The sequence below is a fragment of the Mycobacterium sp. pV006 genome (assembly GCF_041287115.1).
Lineage (GTDB): Bacteria > Actinomycetota > Actinomycetes > Mycobacteriales > Mycobacteriaceae > Mycobacterium.
This window is the reverse complement of the sequence record NZ_JBGGKT010000001.1, coordinates 355,362-371,990: the sequence shown is the minus strand read 5'-3', so window position 1 is coordinate 371,990 and position 16,629 is coordinate 355,362. Positions and strand designations below refer to the sequence as shown.

Annotated in this window: 16 protein-coding genes and 1 riboswitch; of the genes, 12 read left to right on the top strand and 4 right to left on the bottom strand. The window is 69.2% G+C overall.

The window, feature by feature from the left end; genetic code table 11:
• The first annotated feature begins 115 nt into the window (after positions 1-115).
• From ACAG25_RS01730 to holA, 3 genes are read left to right on the top strand one after another with little or no spacing between them, the layout of a single operon-like run.
• Complete coding sequence (locus ACAG25_RS01730) at positions 116-907, top strand: helix-hairpin-helix domain-containing protein (RefSeq protein ID WP_370486557.1); 792 nt, start codon at positions 116-118, stop codon at positions 905-907.
• Positions 904-2,373, top strand: coding sequence for a ComEC/Rec2 family competence protein (locus ACAG25_RS01725; protein WP_370486556.1), 1,470 nt, complete (start codon positions 904-906; stop codon positions 2,371-2,373). The genes ACAG25_RS01730 and ACAG25_RS01725 overlap by 4 nt, the downstream gene beginning before the upstream one ends.
• Before the next feature lie 14 nt (positions 2,374-2,387).
• Positions 2,388-3,329, top strand: coding sequence for a DNA polymerase III subunit delta (holA, locus tag ACAG25_RS01720; RefSeq protein ID WP_370486839.1), 942 nt, complete (start codon positions 2,388-2,390; stop codon positions 3,327-3,329).
• A 6-nt stretch (positions 3,330-3,335) separates the two neighbouring features.
• On the opposite strand, the gene rpsT is transcribed toward holA, so the two are convergent.
• A complete protein-coding gene (gene rpsT, locus ACAG25_RS01715; RefSeq protein WP_370486555.1) occupies positions 3,336-3,596 on the bottom strand; it encodes a 30S ribosomal protein S20 in 261 nt (86 codons plus the stop codon).
• A 312-nt stretch (positions 3,597-3,908) separates the two neighbouring features.
• Between rpsT and ACAG25_RS01710 the strand changes: the two genes are divergently transcribed.
• From ACAG25_RS01710 to ACAG25_RS01700, 3 genes are read left to right on the top strand one after another with little or no spacing between them, the layout of a single operon-like run.
• On the top strand, positions 3,909-5,414 hold the full coding sequence (locus tag ACAG25_RS01710; protein WP_370486838.1) for a circularly permuted type 2 ATP-grasp protein: 1,506 nt from the start codon (positions 3,909-3,911) through the stop codon (positions 5,412-5,414).
• Between the two features lie 9 nt (positions 5,415-5,423).
• The gene (locus ACAG25_RS01705) at positions 5,424-6,398 is read left to right on the top strand and encodes an alpha-E domain-containing protein (protein WP_370486554.1); all 975 of its coding nucleotides are present in this window, start codon (positions 5,424-5,426) and stop codon (positions 6,396-6,398) included.
• A gap of 1 nt (position 6,399) precedes the next feature.
• Entirely contained in the window at positions 6,400-7,239 is an 840-nt protein-coding gene (locus tag ACAG25_RS01700) for a transglutaminase domain-containing protein (RefSeq protein ID WP_370486553.1), read from the top strand.
• Here the strand turns inward: ACAG25_RS01700 and ACAG25_RS01695 are convergent.
• On the bottom strand, positions 7,223-8,083 hold the full coding sequence (locus tag ACAG25_RS01695; protein ID WP_370486552.1) for a ribonuclease Z: 861 nt from the start codon (positions 8,081-8,083) through the stop codon (positions 7,223-7,225). The genes ACAG25_RS01700 and ACAG25_RS01695 overlap by 17 nt on opposite strands.
• A 126-nt stretch (positions 8,084-8,209) precedes the next feature.
• On the opposite strand from ACAG25_RS01695, the gene ACAG25_RS01690 reads away from it, so the two are divergent.
• From ACAG25_RS01690 to ACAG25_RS01670, 5 genes are all read left to right on the top strand, one after another.
• Positions 8,210-8,638: a CBS domain-containing protein gene (locus ACAG25_RS01690; RefSeq protein ID WP_370486551.1), complete on the top strand. Its 429-nt coding sequence runs from the start codon at positions 8,210-8,212 to the stop codon at positions 8,636-8,638.
• Positions 8,639-8,659: 21 nt separating this feature from the next.
• Positions 8,660-9,265: a GNAT family N-acetyltransferase gene (locus tag ACAG25_RS01685; RefSeq protein ID WP_370486550.1), complete on the top strand. Its 606-nt coding sequence runs from the start codon at positions 8,660-8,662 to the stop codon at positions 9,263-9,265.
• Between the two features lie 73 nt (positions 9,266-9,338).
• Positions 9,339-9,467, top strand: a riboswitch (cobalamin riboswitch).
• A gap of 38 nt (positions 9,468-9,505) precedes the next feature.
• The gene (locus ACAG25_RS01680; RefSeq protein WP_370486549.1) at positions 9,506-10,531 is read left to right on the top strand and encodes an ABC transporter substrate-binding protein; all 1,026 of its coding nucleotides are present in this window, start codon (positions 9,506-9,508) and stop codon (positions 10,529-10,531) included.
• 26 nt (positions 10,532-10,557) lie between these two features.
• A complete protein-coding gene (locus ACAG25_RS01675; RefSeq protein ID WP_370486548.1) occupies positions 10,558-11,553 on the top strand; it encodes a FecCD family ABC transporter permease in 996 nt (331 codons plus the stop codon).
• The gene (locus ACAG25_RS01670) at positions 11,550-12,335 is read left to right on the top strand and encodes an ABC transporter ATP-binding protein (RefSeq protein ID WP_370486547.1); all 786 of its coding nucleotides are present in this window, start codon (positions 11,550-11,552) and stop codon (positions 12,333-12,335) included. Before ACAG25_RS01675 ends, ACAG25_RS01670 begins: the two co-directional genes overlap by 4 nt.
• 16 nt (positions 12,336-12,351) lie before the next feature.
• Here ACAG25_RS01670 and ACAG25_RS01665 read toward each other — a convergent pair whose 3' ends face one another.
• The gene (locus tag ACAG25_RS01665) at positions 12,352-12,966 is read right to left on the bottom strand and encodes a type II toxin-antitoxin system PemK/MazF family toxin (RefSeq protein ID WP_370486546.1); all 615 of its coding nucleotides are present in this window, start codon (positions 12,964-12,966) and stop codon (positions 12,352-12,354) included.
• Between the two features lie 107 nt (positions 12,967-13,073).
• Here ACAG25_RS01665 and lepA point away from each other — a divergent pair, with 107 nt between their 5' ends.
• Entirely contained in the window at positions 13,074-14,924 is a 1,851-nt protein-coding gene (gene lepA, locus ACAG25_RS01660; protein ID WP_370486837.1) for a translation elongation factor 4, read from the top strand.
• A gap of 305 nt (positions 14,925-15,229) precedes the next feature.
• Here the strand turns inward: lepA and ACAG25_RS01655 are convergent, their stop codons facing one another.
• Positions 15,230-16,594, bottom strand: coding sequence for an IS110 family transposase (locus ACAG25_RS01655; protein ID WP_370486545.1), 1,365 nt, complete (start codon positions 16,592-16,594; stop codon positions 15,230-15,232).
• Between the last annotated feature and the right edge of the window lie 35 nt (positions 16,595-16,629).

Sequence of the window (16,629 nt, the reverse complement as noted above, 5' to 3'; positions counted from 1 at the left end):
ATCTCGGTGAGCCATCGTAGTCACGGCCGTCCCCAAATCAGAGTTCATCCACAGCGCAGCCGCCGTAGCGGGCAAGCCGGGCGGTGCTGTCGCGCCCCGTGCCTACGGTCGGCCCATGCCCACCGAACCGCCCACCGAGACACTTCACCGGCGCCTCGGGATCGACCGCGAGGACGGTTCCGCCGACGCCGACGAGCCGTCGGCGCGGTCGCTGTCGCGGTGGCTGCCCGACCAGTCGGCATCGGGGTCGGGCGCGTGGCTGGCCCGCCTCCGGGCCGACCCGGGCCGGGCCGGTGTGCTCGCCCTGGGCGTGGTCGGGTTGGTGGCGATCCTGGTCACCGTGGTCACGCTGATCGGTGACCAACCCGCCGCGGTGGTCTCGGCGAAACTGCCGCCGGTGGAGACGGTGCCGACCTCCACCGGCGCGCCGGTGGACACCGAGGTGGTGGTCAGCGTCGTCGGTCTGGTGCACACCCCGGGTCTGGTGACGCTGCCGCCCGGGGCGCGCATCGCCGACGCGCTGGAGGCCGCCGGTGGCGCCGTCGACGGCGCCGACACCCTCGGACTGAACATGGCCCGCCGGGTCACCGACGGCGAACAGATCGTCGTCGGGGTGGACCCGCCCGCCGGGGACCCCGGCCGGATGGGCAGCTCGGTGGTGTCGGACACCTCCACCGCCGCTCCTGCCGACGGTGAGAAGCCCGGTACCCCAACAGGTCTGGTGGATCTGAACACCGCAACGGTCGAGCAGCTGGACACGTTGCCCGGGGTCGGGCCCGTGACCGCCGAGGCGATCGTGGCCTGGCGCGAGGCCAACGGGCGGTTCACCAGCGTGGACCAACTCGGCGATGTCGACGGCATCGGGCCGGCCCGCCTGGACAAGCTGCGCGACCTCGTGCGGGTGTGACACCGGTCGATCTGCGGCTGGTCCCGGCGGCGCTGACCAGCTGGGCGGTCACCGCCGCGGGCATCACCTGGGCGGGGGTCGGCGCGGGGGTCGCGGCAGTCGCCGCGGTGGTCGCGACGGCGGTCACCGGGGCATGGGCCGGGCGGCGCGGGCCCGCCGGCCGACGACGGACCTGGCCCTCGGCGGTGGCCGCGGTGGCACTGGTGGCCGTGGGTTTCGGCGTCGCGGTGACCCTGCGGGAGGCCGCCGTGCGGCACCATCCGATCACCGCCGCCGTCGGCAGGTCGATCCCGGTGATCGTCGCCCCGGCCGAGACGCCGCGGGTGCTGGCCGGGGGACGCACCATGTTCCGCGGTGTGCTGCACGACCTCGACGGTGCGCCGTCGGACGGCCGCGTGTTGGTGTTCGCCTCCGGCGCCGAGTACGCGCGCCTGCAACCCGGTCAACCCGCCGCATTCCGCGCCGTGGTCAGCGCCCCGAAACGACGAGACCTCACCGTGGCGGTCCTGGCGTCCCGGGGTGCTCCGGTGACCGGTACGGCCGCGCCGGTCCAGCAGGTGGCGCACGGTGTGCGCACCGACTTCGCCGCGGCCGCGCGTTCGGCGCTGCCCGCCGACCAGGCCGCGATGCTGCCCGCCCTGGTCCTCGGCGACACCTCGACGGTGCCGCCGACCACCGTCGCGCAGTTCCGGGTCGCGGGGCTGACCCACCTCACGGCGGTCTCGGGCGCCAACGTGACCATCGTGTGCGGTGCGGTGCTGTTGTCGGCTGCGGTGCTGGGACCCCGCGCTGCGGTGGTGCTGGCCGGCGCCACCCTGCTCGGATTCGTGATCGTCGTCCAGCCGTCGGCCAGCGTGCTGCGGGCCGCGGTGATGGGCGCGATCACCTTGCTGGCGGTGCTGTCGCACCGTCGCCGACAGGCCCTGCCGGCGCTGGCGGGCACCGTGGTGGCGCTGATGGTCGGCGCCCCGGAGTTGGCCGTCGACGTCGGGTTCGCATTGTCGGTGTCGGCCACCGCCGCGCTGGTGCTCATCGCGCCGGTATGGACGCAACGTCTCACCGACCGCGGCTGGCCGCGCCCGCTTGCGGCGGCGGTCAGCGTCGCGTTCGCCGCGCAGGTCGTGACCGCCCCGCTGGTGGCCGGAATCTCCGGCTCGGTGAGCCTGGTGGCGGTGATCGCGAACCTTGCCGCAGCGCCGGTCGTCCCGCCGCTCACCGTGGCAGGAACCGCCGCTGCGGCCCTGGCCCCGCTGTGGCCGGCCGGCGCCGACCTGTTGATCCGGTTCACCGGCCCCGAGGTGTGGTGGCTGCTGGCGGTGGCCCGCTGGTCGTCGGCACTGCCGGCCGCCGCGGTGCCGGTGCCCTCGGGTGTTGCCGGCGTCGCGCTGATCGCGGCCGCGGCACTGGTCGTCGCCGCGGGCTGGCATTGGGCGGTGTCGGGCCGCCGTGACACCATCGTGCGGTGACTTCACTGACGGGACTGCACCTGGTTCTGGGCGACGAGGAGTTGTTGGTCGAGCGGGCGGTGGCGTCGGTGCTACGGCAGGCGCGCACCGCCGCGGGCACCACCGACGTTCCCGTCAGCCGGATGCGTGCCGGCGAGGTCAGTGTCAGCGAACTCGCCGAGCTGCTCAGCCCGTCGCTGTTCGCCGATGAACGCGTGGTGGTGCTGGAATCGGCCGCCGAGGCCGGCAAGGACGCCGTGGCGCTCATCCAGAACGCCGCGGCCGAACTGCCCGAGGGCACCGTGCTGGTCGTCGTGCACTCCGGCGGAGGGCGCGCCAAGGCGATGGCCGAGCATCTCAGGAAGCTGGGCGCCGAGGTGCATCCGTGCGCCCGGATCACCAAGCCCGCCGAGCGCGCCGACTTCGTCCGCCGCGAGTTCAAGGCCCTGCGTGTCAAGGTCGACGACGACGCGGTCACCGCGGTGCTCGACGCCATCGGTTCGGACATCCGCGAGCTGGCAGCGGCCTGCTCGCAGCTCGTCGCCGACACCGGCGGGAACGTCGACGCCGCCGCGGTCCGGCGCTACCACTCGGGCAAGGCCGAGGTGAAGGGGTTCGACATCGCCGACAAGGCGGTGGTCGGTGACGTGGCCGGGGCGGCCGAGGCGCTGCGCTGGGCGATGATGTCCGGTGAACCGCACGTCGTGCTCGCCGACGCGCTGGCCGAGGCGGTGCACACCATCGCGCGCGTGGGACCGATGACGGGCAACCATTTCCAGGTGGCCGGCGAGCTGGGCATGCCGCCGTGGCGGGTGCAGAAGGCGCAGAAGCAGGCGCGGCGCTGGTCGCGCGACTCGGTGGCCGAGGCGATGCGGGTGGTGGCCGCCCTCAACGCCGACGTCAAGGGCGCGGCCGCCGACGCCGACTACGCGCTGGAGAGCGCGGTGCGTAAGGTCGCGTCGCTGGTCAGCGACTGACGACGGTCAGATCTTGTTGAGGGCCCGCGCCAGCGCCGACTTGCGGTTGGCGGCCTGGTTCTTGTGGATGACACCCTTGCTGGCCGCCTTGTCGAGCTTGCGGCTGGTCGCGGCGAGCAGCTCGCCGGCCTTGTCCTTGTCACCGGCCTCGACGGCCTCGCGGAATCCACGGACCGCCGTGTGAAGCGACGACTTCACCGACTTGTTGCGCAGTCTGCGGCGCTCGTTGGTGCGGTTCCGCTTCTCCTGCGACTTGATGTTGGCCACGCGTGTATTCCTTCGTAAATCTCGACTGGGTGATCTGAGTCTGTGGGCGCCCGTCCGGGCGCAGCGACTGTTCAGGGTAGCAGCGAGCGGGGTAATGAACCAAAGCGAGGCTCGCTGGCCTGCCGAAACGCTGGATCTGTTGCAGCATGGCAGGCGAGTGTTCTCCGACCGTCAGCACTCATCACTAGAGCAGGGGACACGTTGCCGACCGAAACCGTACGGACTTCACGTAACGCCAAGGCCGCCCGGCGGCACAACGGCGTCTTCGAGGGATACAACGCCGTCGGCAAGTACGCCGAGGCCTTCGACGAGATGTTCGACCCGCAGGGCAACGTTCGTACGCCCTACAAGGGCATCCACAAGGAGTTGGCCCCGTCGGACGCCTCCGAGCTCGCCGCGCGCGCCGAGGCGCTGGGCCGGGCGTTCATCGACCAGGGCATCACCTTCTCGTTGTCGGGTCAGGAGCGGCCGTTCCCGCTGGACCTGGTGCCGCGCGTCATCTCCGCTGCCGAATGGACGCGGCTGGAACGCGGCATCCGGCAGCGGGTGCAGGCACTCGAGATGTACCTCGACGACATCTACGGCGAACAGGAGATCCTGCGTGACGGCGTCATCCCGCGCCGGCTGGTCAGCTCGTGCGAGCACTTCCACCGCGAGGCCGTCGGCATCGTCCCGCCCAACGGAGTGCGCATCCACGTCGCCGGCATCGATCTGATCCGCGACGAGCAGGGCAGCTTCCGTGTCCTGGAGGACAACCTGCGCTCACCGTCGGGGGTCTCCTACGTCATGGAGAACCGGCGCACCATGGCGCGCGTCTTCCCGAACCTGTTCGCCACCCACCGGGTCCGCTCGGTCGGTGACTACTCGTCGCATCTGCTGCGGGCGCTGCGCAACGCCGCGGCCAACAACGTCGCCGACCCGACGGTGGTGGTGCTGACGCCGGGGGTCTACAACTCGGCCTACTTCGAGCATTCCCTGCTGGCGCGGCAGATGGGGGTGGAGCTCGTGGAGGGCCGCGATCTGTTCTGTCGCGACAACGCCGTCTACATGCGCACCACCGAGGGTGAGCGCCAGGTCGACGTGATCTACCGGCGCATCGACGACGACTACCTCGACCCGATGCAGTTCAAGCCGGACTCGGTGCTCGGAGTGGCCGGCATCCTCAACGCCGCGCGGGCCGGCAACGTGGTGATCTCCAGCGCGGTGGGCAACGGCGTCGGCGACGACAAACTGGTCTACACCTATGTCCCCACGATCATCGAGTACTACCTCGGCGAGAAGCCGCTGCTGGCCAACGTCGACACCTTCCGGTGCTGGCTGGACGACGAACGTGAGGAGGTCCTCGACCGGATCCGCGAGCTGGTCGTCAAACCGGTCGAGGGGTCGGGCGGCTACGGCATCGTGTTCGGGCCGGACGCCTCGGAGAAGGAACTGGCCGCGGTCACCAAGAAGATCAACGCCGACCCGCGCGGCTGGATCGCGCAGCCGGTCATGCAGTTGTCGACGGTGCCGACCCAGATCGGCGACACGCTGGCGCCGCGTCACGTCGACCTGCGCCCGTTCGCGGTCAATGACGGCGACGAGGTGTGGGTGCTGCCCGGCGGGCTGACCCGGGTCGCGTTGCCGGAAGGATCGCTGGTGGTCAACTCGAGCCAGGGCGGCGGGTCGAAGGACACGTGGGTGCTGGCGTCGCGCACCTCGGCGGCCGACCGGGAACTGGCCGCGGCGGAGGTGGTGCGTTCGCTGCCGAGCGCGGGTACGGGAAAGGGCGCCCGAGCCGAAGCCGGCGCCGAGACCAGCAACCAGCAGCAGCAGTAGGAGAGCGTCATGTTGGCCAGGAACGCCGAATCGCTGTACTGGATCGGACGCTACGTCGAACGCGCCGACGACACCGCGCGCATCCTCGACGTCACCGTGCACCAGCTGCTCGAGGACTCCAGCGTCGACCCCGACTGGGCGTCGCGCACCCTGCTGCGGGTGCTGGGGATCGAACCCCCCGACGAGCCGCTCGACGTGTGGTCGCTGACCGACATCGTGGCCTTCGGCCGGGACACCTACGGGGGCTGCTCGATCGTCGAGGCCATCTCCGCTGCGCGCGAAAACGCACGCGGGGCAAGGGAAGTCACGTCCACCGAAATCTGGGAGTGCCTCAACAGTACGTACAACGCACTGCCGGAACGGGAACGGGCGGCCAAACGGTTCGGACCGCACGAGTTCCTCGCCTACGTGGAGGGCCGCGCCGCGATGTTCGCCGGCCTGGCCGACTCGACGCTCTCCCGCGACGACGGCTACCGGTTCATGGTGCTGGGCCGGGCCCTGGAGCGGGTGGACATGACGGTGCGCCTACTGCTCTCCCGGGTCGGGGACAGCGGGTCGTCCCCGGCGTGGGTGACCCTGTTGCGCTCGGCCGGCGCCCACGACACCTACCTGCGGACCTACCGCGGGGTGCTCGACGCCGGCCGGGTGGTCGAGTTCATGCTGCTCGATCGCCTGTTCCCGCGGTCGATCTTCTACTCGCTGCGGTTGGCCGAACACAGCCTCGACGAACTGCTCAAACGTCCGCACGGGCGTCTGGGCGCCACCGCCGAAGCGCAACGGCTGCTCGGGCGGGCGCGCAGCGAACTGGAGTTCCTGCAACCGGGCGCGGTGCTCGAATCGCTGGAGACCCGGTTGGCCGGTCTGCAGAAGACCTGCTTCGACGTCGGAGAAGCGTTGGCGCTGCAGTACTTCCACTCCGCCCCGTGGGTCGCGTGGACCGACGCCGGACACAACTCGCTGGTGATCGAAGAAGGGGAGATCTGACATGTGGCGGATGCGAGTGGTGCACTCGACCGGCTACGCCTACCGGTCGCCGGTCACCGCGTCGTTCAACGAGGCCCGGCTCACCCCGCGGTCGGACAACCGGCAGAACGTCATCCTCAACCGCGTCGAGACCGTCCCGGCCACCCGGTCCTACCGCTACGTCGACTACTGGGGTACCGCGGTCACGGCGTTCGATCTGCACGCGCCGCACACCGAGCTGGAGGTGACGGCGTCGTCGGTGGTGGAGACGGAGACACCCGAGGAACCCCAGACGAAGGTCACCTGGTCGGATCTGGCCACCGAGGCGGTGATGGACAAGTACTTCGAGGTGCTGGCCCCGACCCACTACGCGCCGGCCAGTAAACGCATCCAACGGGTGGGCCGGCGCATCGCGAAGTATCACGAACCGGCCGAGGCGGTGATCGAGGCCGCGCGGTGGGTGCAGGCCGAACTGCAGTACGTGCCCGGCACCACGGGTGTGCACACCTCCGCGGTGGACGCGCTACGCGAAGGCAAGGGGGTGTGTCAGGACTTCGCGCACCTGACGCTGATGTTGTTGCGCGGCATGGGGATCCCGTCACGGTATGTGTCGGGCTACCTGCACCCGCACCGCGACGCCGAGATCGGTGACACCGTCGACGGCCAGAGCCACGCCTGGATCCAGGCGTGGACCGGCGAGTGGTGGCACTACGACCCCACCAACGACGCCGAGATCAACGAGCAGTACATCAGCGTCGGCGTCGGCCGCGACTACGCCGACGTCAGCCCCCTGAAGGGGATCTACTCCGGCGAGGGGTCCACCGATCTGGACGTCATCGTCGAGATCACCCGGTTGGCTTAGCGCACACCCCGGGGTGCACCTCGACGCGGTGCAGGTCGTCGCCGATCTCGATCTGCCGATCGAACGCCGTGGCCGCCAGCGCGCGCCAGTCCTCCTCCTGGCCGGGCTGGATGGCCGGCACATAGTGGGTCAGGATCAGGATCCCCACCCCGGCGCGCGCGGCGGTCTCGGCGGCCTGTTCGACCGAGGAGTGATAGCCGCAGATGTCGCGGAACCGCTGGATCGGCAGCGCGTCGATCAGGTCCTGACGGATCACGGTGTGCACCAGCGCGCCCGCCCCGTCGGCCAGTTCGTCGAGGGACGCGCACGGCACGGTGTCCCCGGCCAGGACCACCGACGCCCCGGCGTGCTCGACGCGGAACCCGATCGTCGGCGTCACCGGGCGGTGGTCGGTGGGGGCGACACGGATCTGCACACCTTCTCGACCCCACACCACCCCCTCGGTGACCTCCTCGATCTCGACCTGCGGCGGGGCGGTCAGATCGTCGTGATGGTCGATGCGGTAGCCGATGTCGAAACGCATCGCGCGCAACGTGGATTCGACGACCTCGGCGATACCCGGGGGACCGATGATCGGCAGGGGCGGCATGTCCGGATCGAAGTTCGACACCCACCGGGTGATCAGCACGTCGGCGAGATCGGTGATGTGGTCACTGTGCAGATGGGTGATCAGCAGGGCGGTCAGGTTGTTGGCGCCCACCCCGACCGCGGCCGCGCGCTGCAGCACTCCGCGTCCGCAATCGACCAGGAAGATCTGCTCACCCGCCCGGACGAGGGTCGAGGGACCCGCGCGGTGCGCGTCGGGGATGGGGCTGCCGGTTCCGAGGAGAGTGACTTCGATCATGCGGCCACATATACCGTCAACCGCGCGGCGCAGGGCCGGATTGACCGTTCCGGGGGTTGGCTGGGACGGGGCCGGGCCTCTAGCCTGGTGGGACGGCAGTGTGAGCTGGGTCACCTGGAGGTTGCCATGCGTATCGCCGATGTACTGCGCAGCAAGGGGAGTGCGGTGGCGACGATCACCCCCGAGACGTCCGTCGCCGGTCTGCTGACGGAGTTGGCCGTCCAGAACATCGGGGCGATGGTCGTGGTGTCACCGGACGGAGTGCAGGGCATCGTGTCCGAGCGCGACGTGGTGCGCAAACTCCCGGAGCTCGGTGCGGACCTGCTGCGGCGCCCTGTCGCCCACATCATGACGGCCCTGGTGGCGACGTGTTCGCCCGATGACTCCGTCGACAGCCTGGCGGCGTTGATGACGACCAACCGGGTCCGGCACGTCCCGGTGCTCGTCGACGGGCGGCTGGCCGGCATCGTCAGCATCGGCGACGTGGTCAAGACCCGCATGGAGGAACTCGAACACGAACACCGGCAGCTGCAGGCCTACATCACCCAGGGCTGACGCCGCTTAGTCTGAACATCGATGACGATCGCAGTCGCGCCTGCCCGCCGCGCCGACGTGAAACTCCTGTCGCGGGTGCTGGGCCGAGCCTTCTTCGACGACCCGGTGATGACGTGGATGATGCCCGACGACGCGCACCGGGCCCGCGCGTTGCCGCGAGTGTTCGCCGCGATGGCACGCCATCACTTCCTGGCCGGGGAGGCCACCGAGGTCGCCGACCGCGACGGGACGCTCGGCGCGGCCGCGCTGTGGGATCCACCGGGCCGCTGGAAGCAGACGCCGCGCGAGGAACTCCGGATGATGCCGGCGTTCCTGTTGGCGATGGGTCGGCACATGCGGCGGGGTCAGGCGATGGCCGATCTGATGAAGCAGCACCATCCCGAGGAGCCGCACTGGTATCTCGGCGTCATCGGCAGCGACCCGACGGTCCGCGGCGCCGGGTTCGGGCAGGCGCTGATGCGTTCACGTCTGGACCGCTGCGACGCCGAAGGCGCGCCGGCGTACCTGGAATCGACCAAGGAATCCAACCTCGCCTACTACATGCGGTTCGGGTTCGAGGTGACCGGTGAGCTCCACATACCGGGCGGCGGGCCGCCGATGTGGCCCATGTGGCGACAGCCACGGTAGGGCAGATGTGGCGGCAGCCACGGTAGGGCAGATGTGGCGGCAGCCACGGTAGGGCAGATGTGGCGACAGCCACGGTGATCGGTGCGGCTACAGTGTCGGTGGCCGATCAGCAGGGGAATCCGGTGCGACTCCGGAACTGACGCGCAACGGTATGGGGCACTGTCCCCGAGTCCGAATGCCTGCGGTCGGTGACCCGTTGACGGCTCCGCGCTCGAGCCCCGCATCGAAGGATGTCCCACCGTGCGTCTGCTCGCCCCTCTGGCCTCGCTGTTGCTGCTCTTGTCGGCGTGTGCCTCCTCCGAGGGATCCGCCCCCGCCGGGGCCGCAGAAAGCGTTGCCGCCCAGGGATTCCCACTGACCATCGAGAACTGCGGTCGCGACGTGGTGGTCGAGGCGCCGCCGCAGCGTGCGGTGGCGCTCAACCAGGGCTCCGCGGAGATCCTGCTGTCGCTCGGGCTCGCCGACCGCATGGTGGGCACCGCCACCTGGACCGACCCGGTCCTGCCGAACCTCGCCGAGGACAACGCCCGGGTGCCCCGGTTGGCCGAGAACAAGCCTTCGCTGGAGACCGTGCTCGACGCCGATCCCGATTTCGTGTCCGCGTCGTTCGGCGGCACCCTCGGCCCCGGCGGGGTGGCCGACCGCGACCAGTTCGAACAACTCGGGGTGCCCACGTATCTGGCGCCCAGCGACTGCGTCGGCAAGGTCTCGGTCAACGAGGACGGGGCCCGCACCACACCCCTGACGATGGATGTCATTTACGGCGAAATTCGGGACCTGGCAGCGATTTTCGACATCCGGGAGCGCGGCGAGCAGCTCGTGGCCGAGCTGCAGCAGCGGATGCAGCGGGCGGCCGGCGCGCCGGCCGGGGCGGACCTGGTGTTCTGGTTCTCCGACCTGCGGGCACCGTACATGGCCGGGTGCTGCGGAGCCTCCGGCGTCATCGCCGAGGCCGTGGGTGCGGGCAACGTCTTCGCCGACACCACCGAGGAATGGCCGCAGGTCAGTTGGGAGGCGGTGGCCGAACGGGATCCGGACGCGTTCGTACTGGCCGACCTCAGTCGGCGCACCATCGACGGCGACGCGCTGGACACCAAAATCGAGTTCCTGGAAACACATCCGGTGACCTCACGGATGACCGCGGTGCAAGAGAAGCGCTATCTGGTGGTCAACGGCGCCGACCTCAACCCGTCGATCCGGACCGTCGACGGTGCGGAGAAGGTCGCCGACGGTCTGCGTCGGCTCGGGATCACCTCCGGCGGCTGATCGTGCGCGGAACGTCGCTTGTGGCGATGTGGACGCTGGGAGCGGTACTGCTGACGGCGTCGATCGCCGTGGCGATCACCATCGGAGCCGCCGCGGTATCGGTGCGCGACGTGTACGGCATCGTCGCCGAACATCTCGGCGCCGGACCGTCGGGCGCCGGTCGGATCCAGGACGGCATCGTCTGGGAACTGCGGTTGCCGCGGGCTCTGCTCGCCGCGATCTGCGGCACCGGCCTGGCGCTGTGCGGCGCGATCCTGCAGTCGCTGCTGCGCAACCCGTTGGCCGATCCGTTCGTGCTCGGCGTGTCCTCCGGCGCGTCGACCGGTGCGGTGCTGATTGTCGTGTTGGGGGTCGGCGGCGCCGCGGTCACCCTTTCCGGCGGGGCGTTTCTGGGTGCGGTGACGTCGTTCGGGCTCGTCCTGGTGCTGGCCTACGCCGCGGGAGGCACCACAGATCGGGTGGTGCTCGCCGGAGTCGCTGCGACACAACTGTTCTCGGCGCTCACCTCGTTCATCGTGCTGTCCTCGGCCAACGCCGAACAGACCCGGGGGGTGCTGTTCTGGCTGCTGGGATCGCTGGCCGGCGTGTCGTGGTCGGAGGTCCTGCTCTGCGGCGTCGTCGTCGGTGCCGGGCTGCTGGTCTGCCTCGGTCACGCACGCACCCTCGACGCGTTCACTTTCGGCGAGGACGCCGCGTCGTCGCTGGGAATCTCGGTGCGCCGGGCGCGGATCGTGCTGCTGGTGTTGACCGCGCTGATCACCGCCGCATTGGTCAGCGCCTCGGGCGCCATCGGGTTCGTCGGTCTGGTGCTGCCGCACGCGGCGCGCTTCCTGGTCGGGCCGGGTCACCGGACGCTGCTGCCGACCGTGGCCATCCTCGGCGCGATCTTCATGGTGTGGGTCGACACCGTGGCCCGCACGCTGTTCGCACCCCAGGAGATCCCGACCGGCGTGGTGACGGCGCTGCTGGGGGTGCCGGCCTTCGCGCTGATCCTGTTGCGGCGCAGGAGCGTTGCCGCATGAGCCTGCGCGCGGTCGAGGTGACATGGACCCGGGCGGGGCGGCCGGTCCTCGACGGCGTCACCATCGACCCACGGCCCGGCAGCACCGTCGGTCTGTTGGGGCCCAACGGCTCGGGCAAGTCGTCGTTGTTGCGGTTGATGGCCGGGGTGAACCGCCCGGACCGCGGAGTCGTCGAGTTGGACGGCACGCCGCTGGCCCGCCTGCCCCGTCGCGCGGTCGCCCGCAGAGTGGCTCTGGTCGCCCAACACGCCGAGACCGACCTGCACATCACGGTCGGCGACGTGGTGCGCCTGGGCCGGATCCCGCATGCGTCGCTGACAGGTGCCGACCCCGCGGCGACGGCGGCAGTCGAGACTGCGCTGCGCGCCACGGGACTGCTCGGCATGACCGACCGGTGGTGGCACACCCTGTCCGGAGGCGAACGACAGCGGGTCCAGATCGCCCGCGCGCTGGCCCAGCAACCCGACGAACTGCTGCTCGACGAACCGACCAACCACCTCGACATCGCCCACCAGCTCGAGATCCTCGCCCTGATCCGCGGCCTCGACATCACCGCCGTCGTCGCGCTGCACGACCTGAACCTGGCCGCGATGTTCTGCGACCACATCGTGGTGCTGTCCGCCGGCCGGGTGGTGGCGGCCGGCGCACCGGCGGAGGTGCTGACCGAGTCGCTGGTGGCCCGCGTCTACGGGGTGCAGTGCCGCATCGGTATCGAGGACGGGCGCCCGTACGTGCGGTTCGCCGTCGGTCCGGTGCCGAGCGAGCCGGTCGGCGGACGCTGATCCACCGTCGCCCCGGTCAGCTCCAGGAGTATTCGGCGCGCAGCCGCGCGGCGACGATGTCGAACTTCTCGCGCTCCAGGATGGCGCCCTCGCGGCGGATGCCCTCCTCGGGCACGTCGAGCACGCGGTCCAGGCGGACCCAGCTGGGACGTCCGTCGTAGTCCCAGGTGCCGGTACCGATACCGACCCAGTTCGGCTCGTCGCGGTGCCGGTCCTGACTCGACAGCATCAACCCGAGCAGGATCTGCCGGTCGCGTCCGACGACGAGCACCGGGCGGTCCTTGCCGCGGCTCGGGTCGTCCTCGTAGACCACCCAGGTCCACACGATCTCACCCGGGTCGGCGCGGCCGTCGAGGTCCGGGGCGTAGGACACCCTGCGCGCCCGGTGCGCCGTCGGCACGAAATTGCGCGACACGGGCCGGCCGGCGGGCAGCGCCGGGGTGGGCGGTGCCGGCTGGGTGGCGGCGAGCACGTCGAGGCCGATGCGGATGCCCTGCGCGATCCCGCGCTGCAGCGTCTCGGATCTCTGCAGCTGACGGACGAGCTTGGGCGCCTCGTTGAACACGAGGTTCTCGGTGTTCTTGACCAGGAAACGCTGCAACGTCTTCAGGTAGCCCGATGATGGCGCCATACCCGCCAAGCATAGGGGTCTTCGGAGCGCTCGATTGTGTCGCAGGCGGCCCGGCTCGCTAGGCTGGTCAGGCCGTCCCCGGCCGGAGAAACCACGTTCACCAGGAGATTCCCATCAGCAGCTTCGCCGACAAGACGTTCACTGCGCCGGCGCAGATACGGAACTTCTGCATCATCGCCCACATCGACCACGGCAAGTCGACGTTGGCCGATCGGATGCTGGGCATCACCGGCGTCGTCGCCGACCGTGACATGCGCGCGCAGTACCTCGACCGGATGGACATCGAACGTGAGCGCGGCATCACCATCAAGGCGCAGAACGTGCGGTTGCCGTGGGAGGTCGACGGCGAGCAGTTCGTGCTGCACCTGATCGACACGCCAGGTCACGTGGACTTCACCTACGAGGTGTCCCGGGCGCTGGAGGCCTGCGAGGGTGCGGTGCTGCTCGTCGACGCCGCCCAGGGCATCGAGGCGCAGACGCTGGCCAACCTGTACCTGGCGATGGACCGGGACCTGACCATCATCCCGGTGCTCAACAAGATCGACCTGCCCGCGGCCGACCCGGACCGGTACGCAGGTGAGATCGCCCACATCATCGGCTGCGAACCGTCGGACGTGTTGCGGGTCTCGGGCAAGACCGGTGTGGGTGTGCCCGAGCTGCTCGACGAGGTGGTGCGGCTGGTCCCGCCGCCGGTCGGCGACGCCGACGCGCCGGCGCGGGCGATGATCTTCGACTCCGTCTACGACATCTACCGCGGCGTGGTCACCTATGTCCGCGTGGTCGACGGCAAGCTCAACCCACGCGAGAAGATCAAGATGATGTCGACCGGGGCGACGCACGAACTGCTCGAGGTCGGCATCGTCTCGCCCGAACCCAAACCGTCGGACGGGCTCGGCGTCGGCGAGGTGGGCTACCTGATCACCGGTGTGAAGGACGTCCGCCAGTCCAAGGTCGGGGACACCGTGACCACCGCGCGCCACGGCGCGGCCGAGGCGTTGACCGGCTACCGCGAACCCAAGCCGATGGTGTACTCCGGGCTGTATCCGGTGGACGGTTCGGACTACCCGGTGCTGCGCGATGCGCTGGACAAGCTGCAACTCAACGACGCCGCCCTGACCTACGAGCCGGAGACGTCGGTGGCGTTGGGCTTCGGGTTCCGCTGCGGCTTCCTGGGATTGCTGCACATGGAGATCACCCGCGAACGTCTCGAGCGGGAGTTCGACCTCGATCTGATCTCCACCGCGCCCAACGTCGTCTACCGGGTGATCAAGGACGACGAGACGGAACTGACCGTCACCAACCCGTCGGACTGGCCGGAAGGCAAGGTGCGCAGCGTCTTCGAGCCCGTCGTGAAGACGACGATCATCGCGCCCAGTGAGTTCATCGGCACCATCATGGAGCTCTGCCAGTCCCGGCGCGGTGAACTCGGCGGCATGGACTACCTGTCGCCCGAACGGGTCGAGTTGCGCTACACGATGCCGCTGGGCGAGATCATCTTCGACTTCTTCGACTCCCTGAAATCGCGCACCCGCGGCTACGCCAGCCTGGATTACGAGGAGGCCGGCGAGCAGGAGGCCTCGCTGGTCAAGGTCGACATCTTGCTGCAGGGCGAGGCGGTCGACGCGTTCAGCGCGATCGTGCACAAGGACGGCGCGGCCGCCTACGGCAACAAGATGACCACCAAGCTCAAGGAGCTGATCCCGCGTCAGCAGTTCGAGGTGCCGGTGCAGGCCGCGATCGGCTCGAAGATCATTGCGCGCGAGAACATTCGGGCCATCCGCAAGGACGTGCTGTCCAAGTGCTACGGCGGTGACATCACCCGTAAGCGCAAGCTGCTCGAGAAGCAGAAGGAAGGCAAGAAGCGGATGAAGACGATCGGCCGCGTCGACGTCCCGCAGGAGGCCTTCGTCGCCGCGCTGTCCACCGAGGCCCCGTCGGACAAGCCCGCCAAGAAGTAGCGCGGGGGAGCGCCTCGCACTTCGTACGCGCGCTCGCGGCTGCCGAGCGCGCGCACAATGCTGCGTGGCACCGGCGTGTTGGGGAGCAGACACCTTCGTAACTGGGTGATTGTCAAGTGGTTGGGGGGGCTTGCCGGTTCCTGGTCTCAACGTAGTCGTCAAACGGGTTAGAAGAATTCCCTACTGCGTGCAACCGAGTTCATCAGGAACGGGTGGGCCTGCTCATGGTGTCTGGCGAGATCACGCGGTGGTGTCTCATGCGCGCGTGGAGCTTGGCCCCAACCGTGGTCTTGTGGAAGGTGGTGTCAGGCGGCCAGCGGCATCACCTGCGTACTGGCGCGGCCTGCGTTGAATGGCTCTTTTCTCGTGGTGATGACGTGCAGCCAGCGCAACAGTGCTGCAGCTAGTGCGGCGCGGGCCTGTCCGTCGGTGAGCCGATTGTGTTCGCGGGTGGTCAGATGCCGGTAACGGGCAGCTAGTACCGGGTTATGGGGTAATGCTCCCCAGACCGCCCGCCAGGCGGCCAGTCGTAGCCGGGGCCGGCCCCGCCGTGAGATTTGTGACCGTCCTTTGAATGTGCCGCTGGTGTTCTGCCGTGGGCACAGCCCGGCGTGTTTGACCAACGCTCGTGGGTTGTCGAAACGGGTGGGATCACCGGTTTCTGCGAGAATGGCCGCGGCTCCGATCGCGGAGAGACCAGGGATGGTGGTGACCAGTGAGGTAAGTCCGAGTTGGTCGAGGACCTCGACCATGCGTGTTTCCACCTCGGCCAGCCGAATCTTGGTGGTGCGCCAGTCAAGCAGCGCATCACCGGCGCGTTCTAGTGCGCCGTGCCGTTGGACATGCACTCCGGATGGATCGACCAGTGCGACGAATACCGCTTCGATGATCGATCGCCGTCGCCGAGCGCCACCCCAGCGGGGTAGTTCCTTGACCACCGCAGCTTCAAATCGCGCTAATCCCCACCGGGCCAGTCGCTCGGGATGTCCTGCACAGCGACCCAACACTACCGCCAGTGCAGCACACCAGTTCGACGATCGGAACGGATCGGTTGCGGCGTCGAGCACTCCCGGCCAGGCGCACTCGAGCAGGTCGCGCAACTGCTGCACACACGCGGTGGCCTCGGTGACCAACCGTTCCCGACGCGCACCTAAGTGGCGCAGCCGCGCCCAGGTCTCATCACCAGGCTCGGGGACATAGCAGTTCAACTGCGACACCAACCGTGCGATCAGCACTGCGTCCTTGTCATCGCTCTTATCGCGGGTGTAATCCTCGGTTTCACGGGCGCGGCCCACGAGCATCGGATTCACGCATACCAACGAGATATCCCTTTGCGCGGCAATCTGTTCAAGCACACGCCAGCGATGTCCGGTCGGCTCACAACCCACTGTCACACCAGCCAAACCACGCTGGCGAGCCAGACCGGCAGCCCAATCCAGCACCGGGCCCAACTCCCACGCCTTGGCCGATACCCGCCGGCGGGCCATTACCTGCGAATCACCGACAGTGAGCACCAGCACCTGCTTCGTATCAGCCAGATCGATCCCCAAAATCGCGTTGTCGACCGGCACCAAGGCCCGCAGTCGGGCCAGCTTCACATTCCGCCGCTTGTCACCACGCGACAAATCTCTATCGTTGAACACGACGTCCTCCCTGTTGTCTTGGGACACCAAGCCCTCTAACGACAACAGGGGGACGTCGCATT

Excerpts from the sequence above, each read along its gene's own strand:
- ACAG25_RS01730 (WP_370486557.1), top strand. The coding sequence starts at position 116 with ATGCCCACCGAACCGCCCACCGAGACACTTCACCGGCGCCTCGGGATC.
- ACAG25_RS01710 (WP_370486838.1), top strand. The coding sequence starts at position 3,909 with ATGTTCGACCCGCAGGGCAACGTTCGTACGCCCTACAAGGGCATCCAC.
- ACAG25_RS01705 (WP_370486554.1), top strand. The coding sequence starts at position 5,424 with ATGTTGGCCAGGAACGCCGAATCGCTGTACTGGATCGGACGCTACGTC.
- ACAG25_RS01700 (WP_370486553.1), top strand. The coding sequence starts at position 6,400 with ATGTGGCGGATGCGAGTGGTGCACTCGACCGGCTACGCCTACCGGTCG.
- ACAG25_RS01695 (WP_370486552.1), bottom strand. The coding sequence starts at position 8,083 with ATGATCGAAGTCACTCTCCTCGGAACCGGCAGCCCCATCCCCGACGCG.
- ACAG25_RS01690 (WP_370486551.1), top strand. The coding sequence starts at position 8,210 with ATGCGTATCGCCGATGTACTGCGCAGCAAGGGGAGTGCGGTGGCGACG.
- ACAG25_RS01685 (WP_370486550.1), top strand. The coding sequence starts at position 8,660 with ATGACGATCGCAGTCGCGCCTGCCCGCCGCGCCGACGTGAAACTCCTG.
- ACAG25_RS01675 (WP_370486548.1), top strand. The coding sequence starts at position 10,558 with ATGTGGACGCTGGGAGCGGTACTGCTGACGGCGTCGATCGCCGTGGCG.
- ACAG25_RS01670 (WP_370486547.1), top strand. The coding sequence starts at position 11,550 with ATGAGCCTGCGCGCGGTCGAGGTGACATGGACCCGGGCGGGGCGGCCG.
- ACAG25_RS01665 (WP_370486546.1), bottom strand. The coding sequence starts at position 12,966 with ATGGCGCCATCATCGGGCTACCTGAAGACGTTGCAGCGTTTCCTGGTC.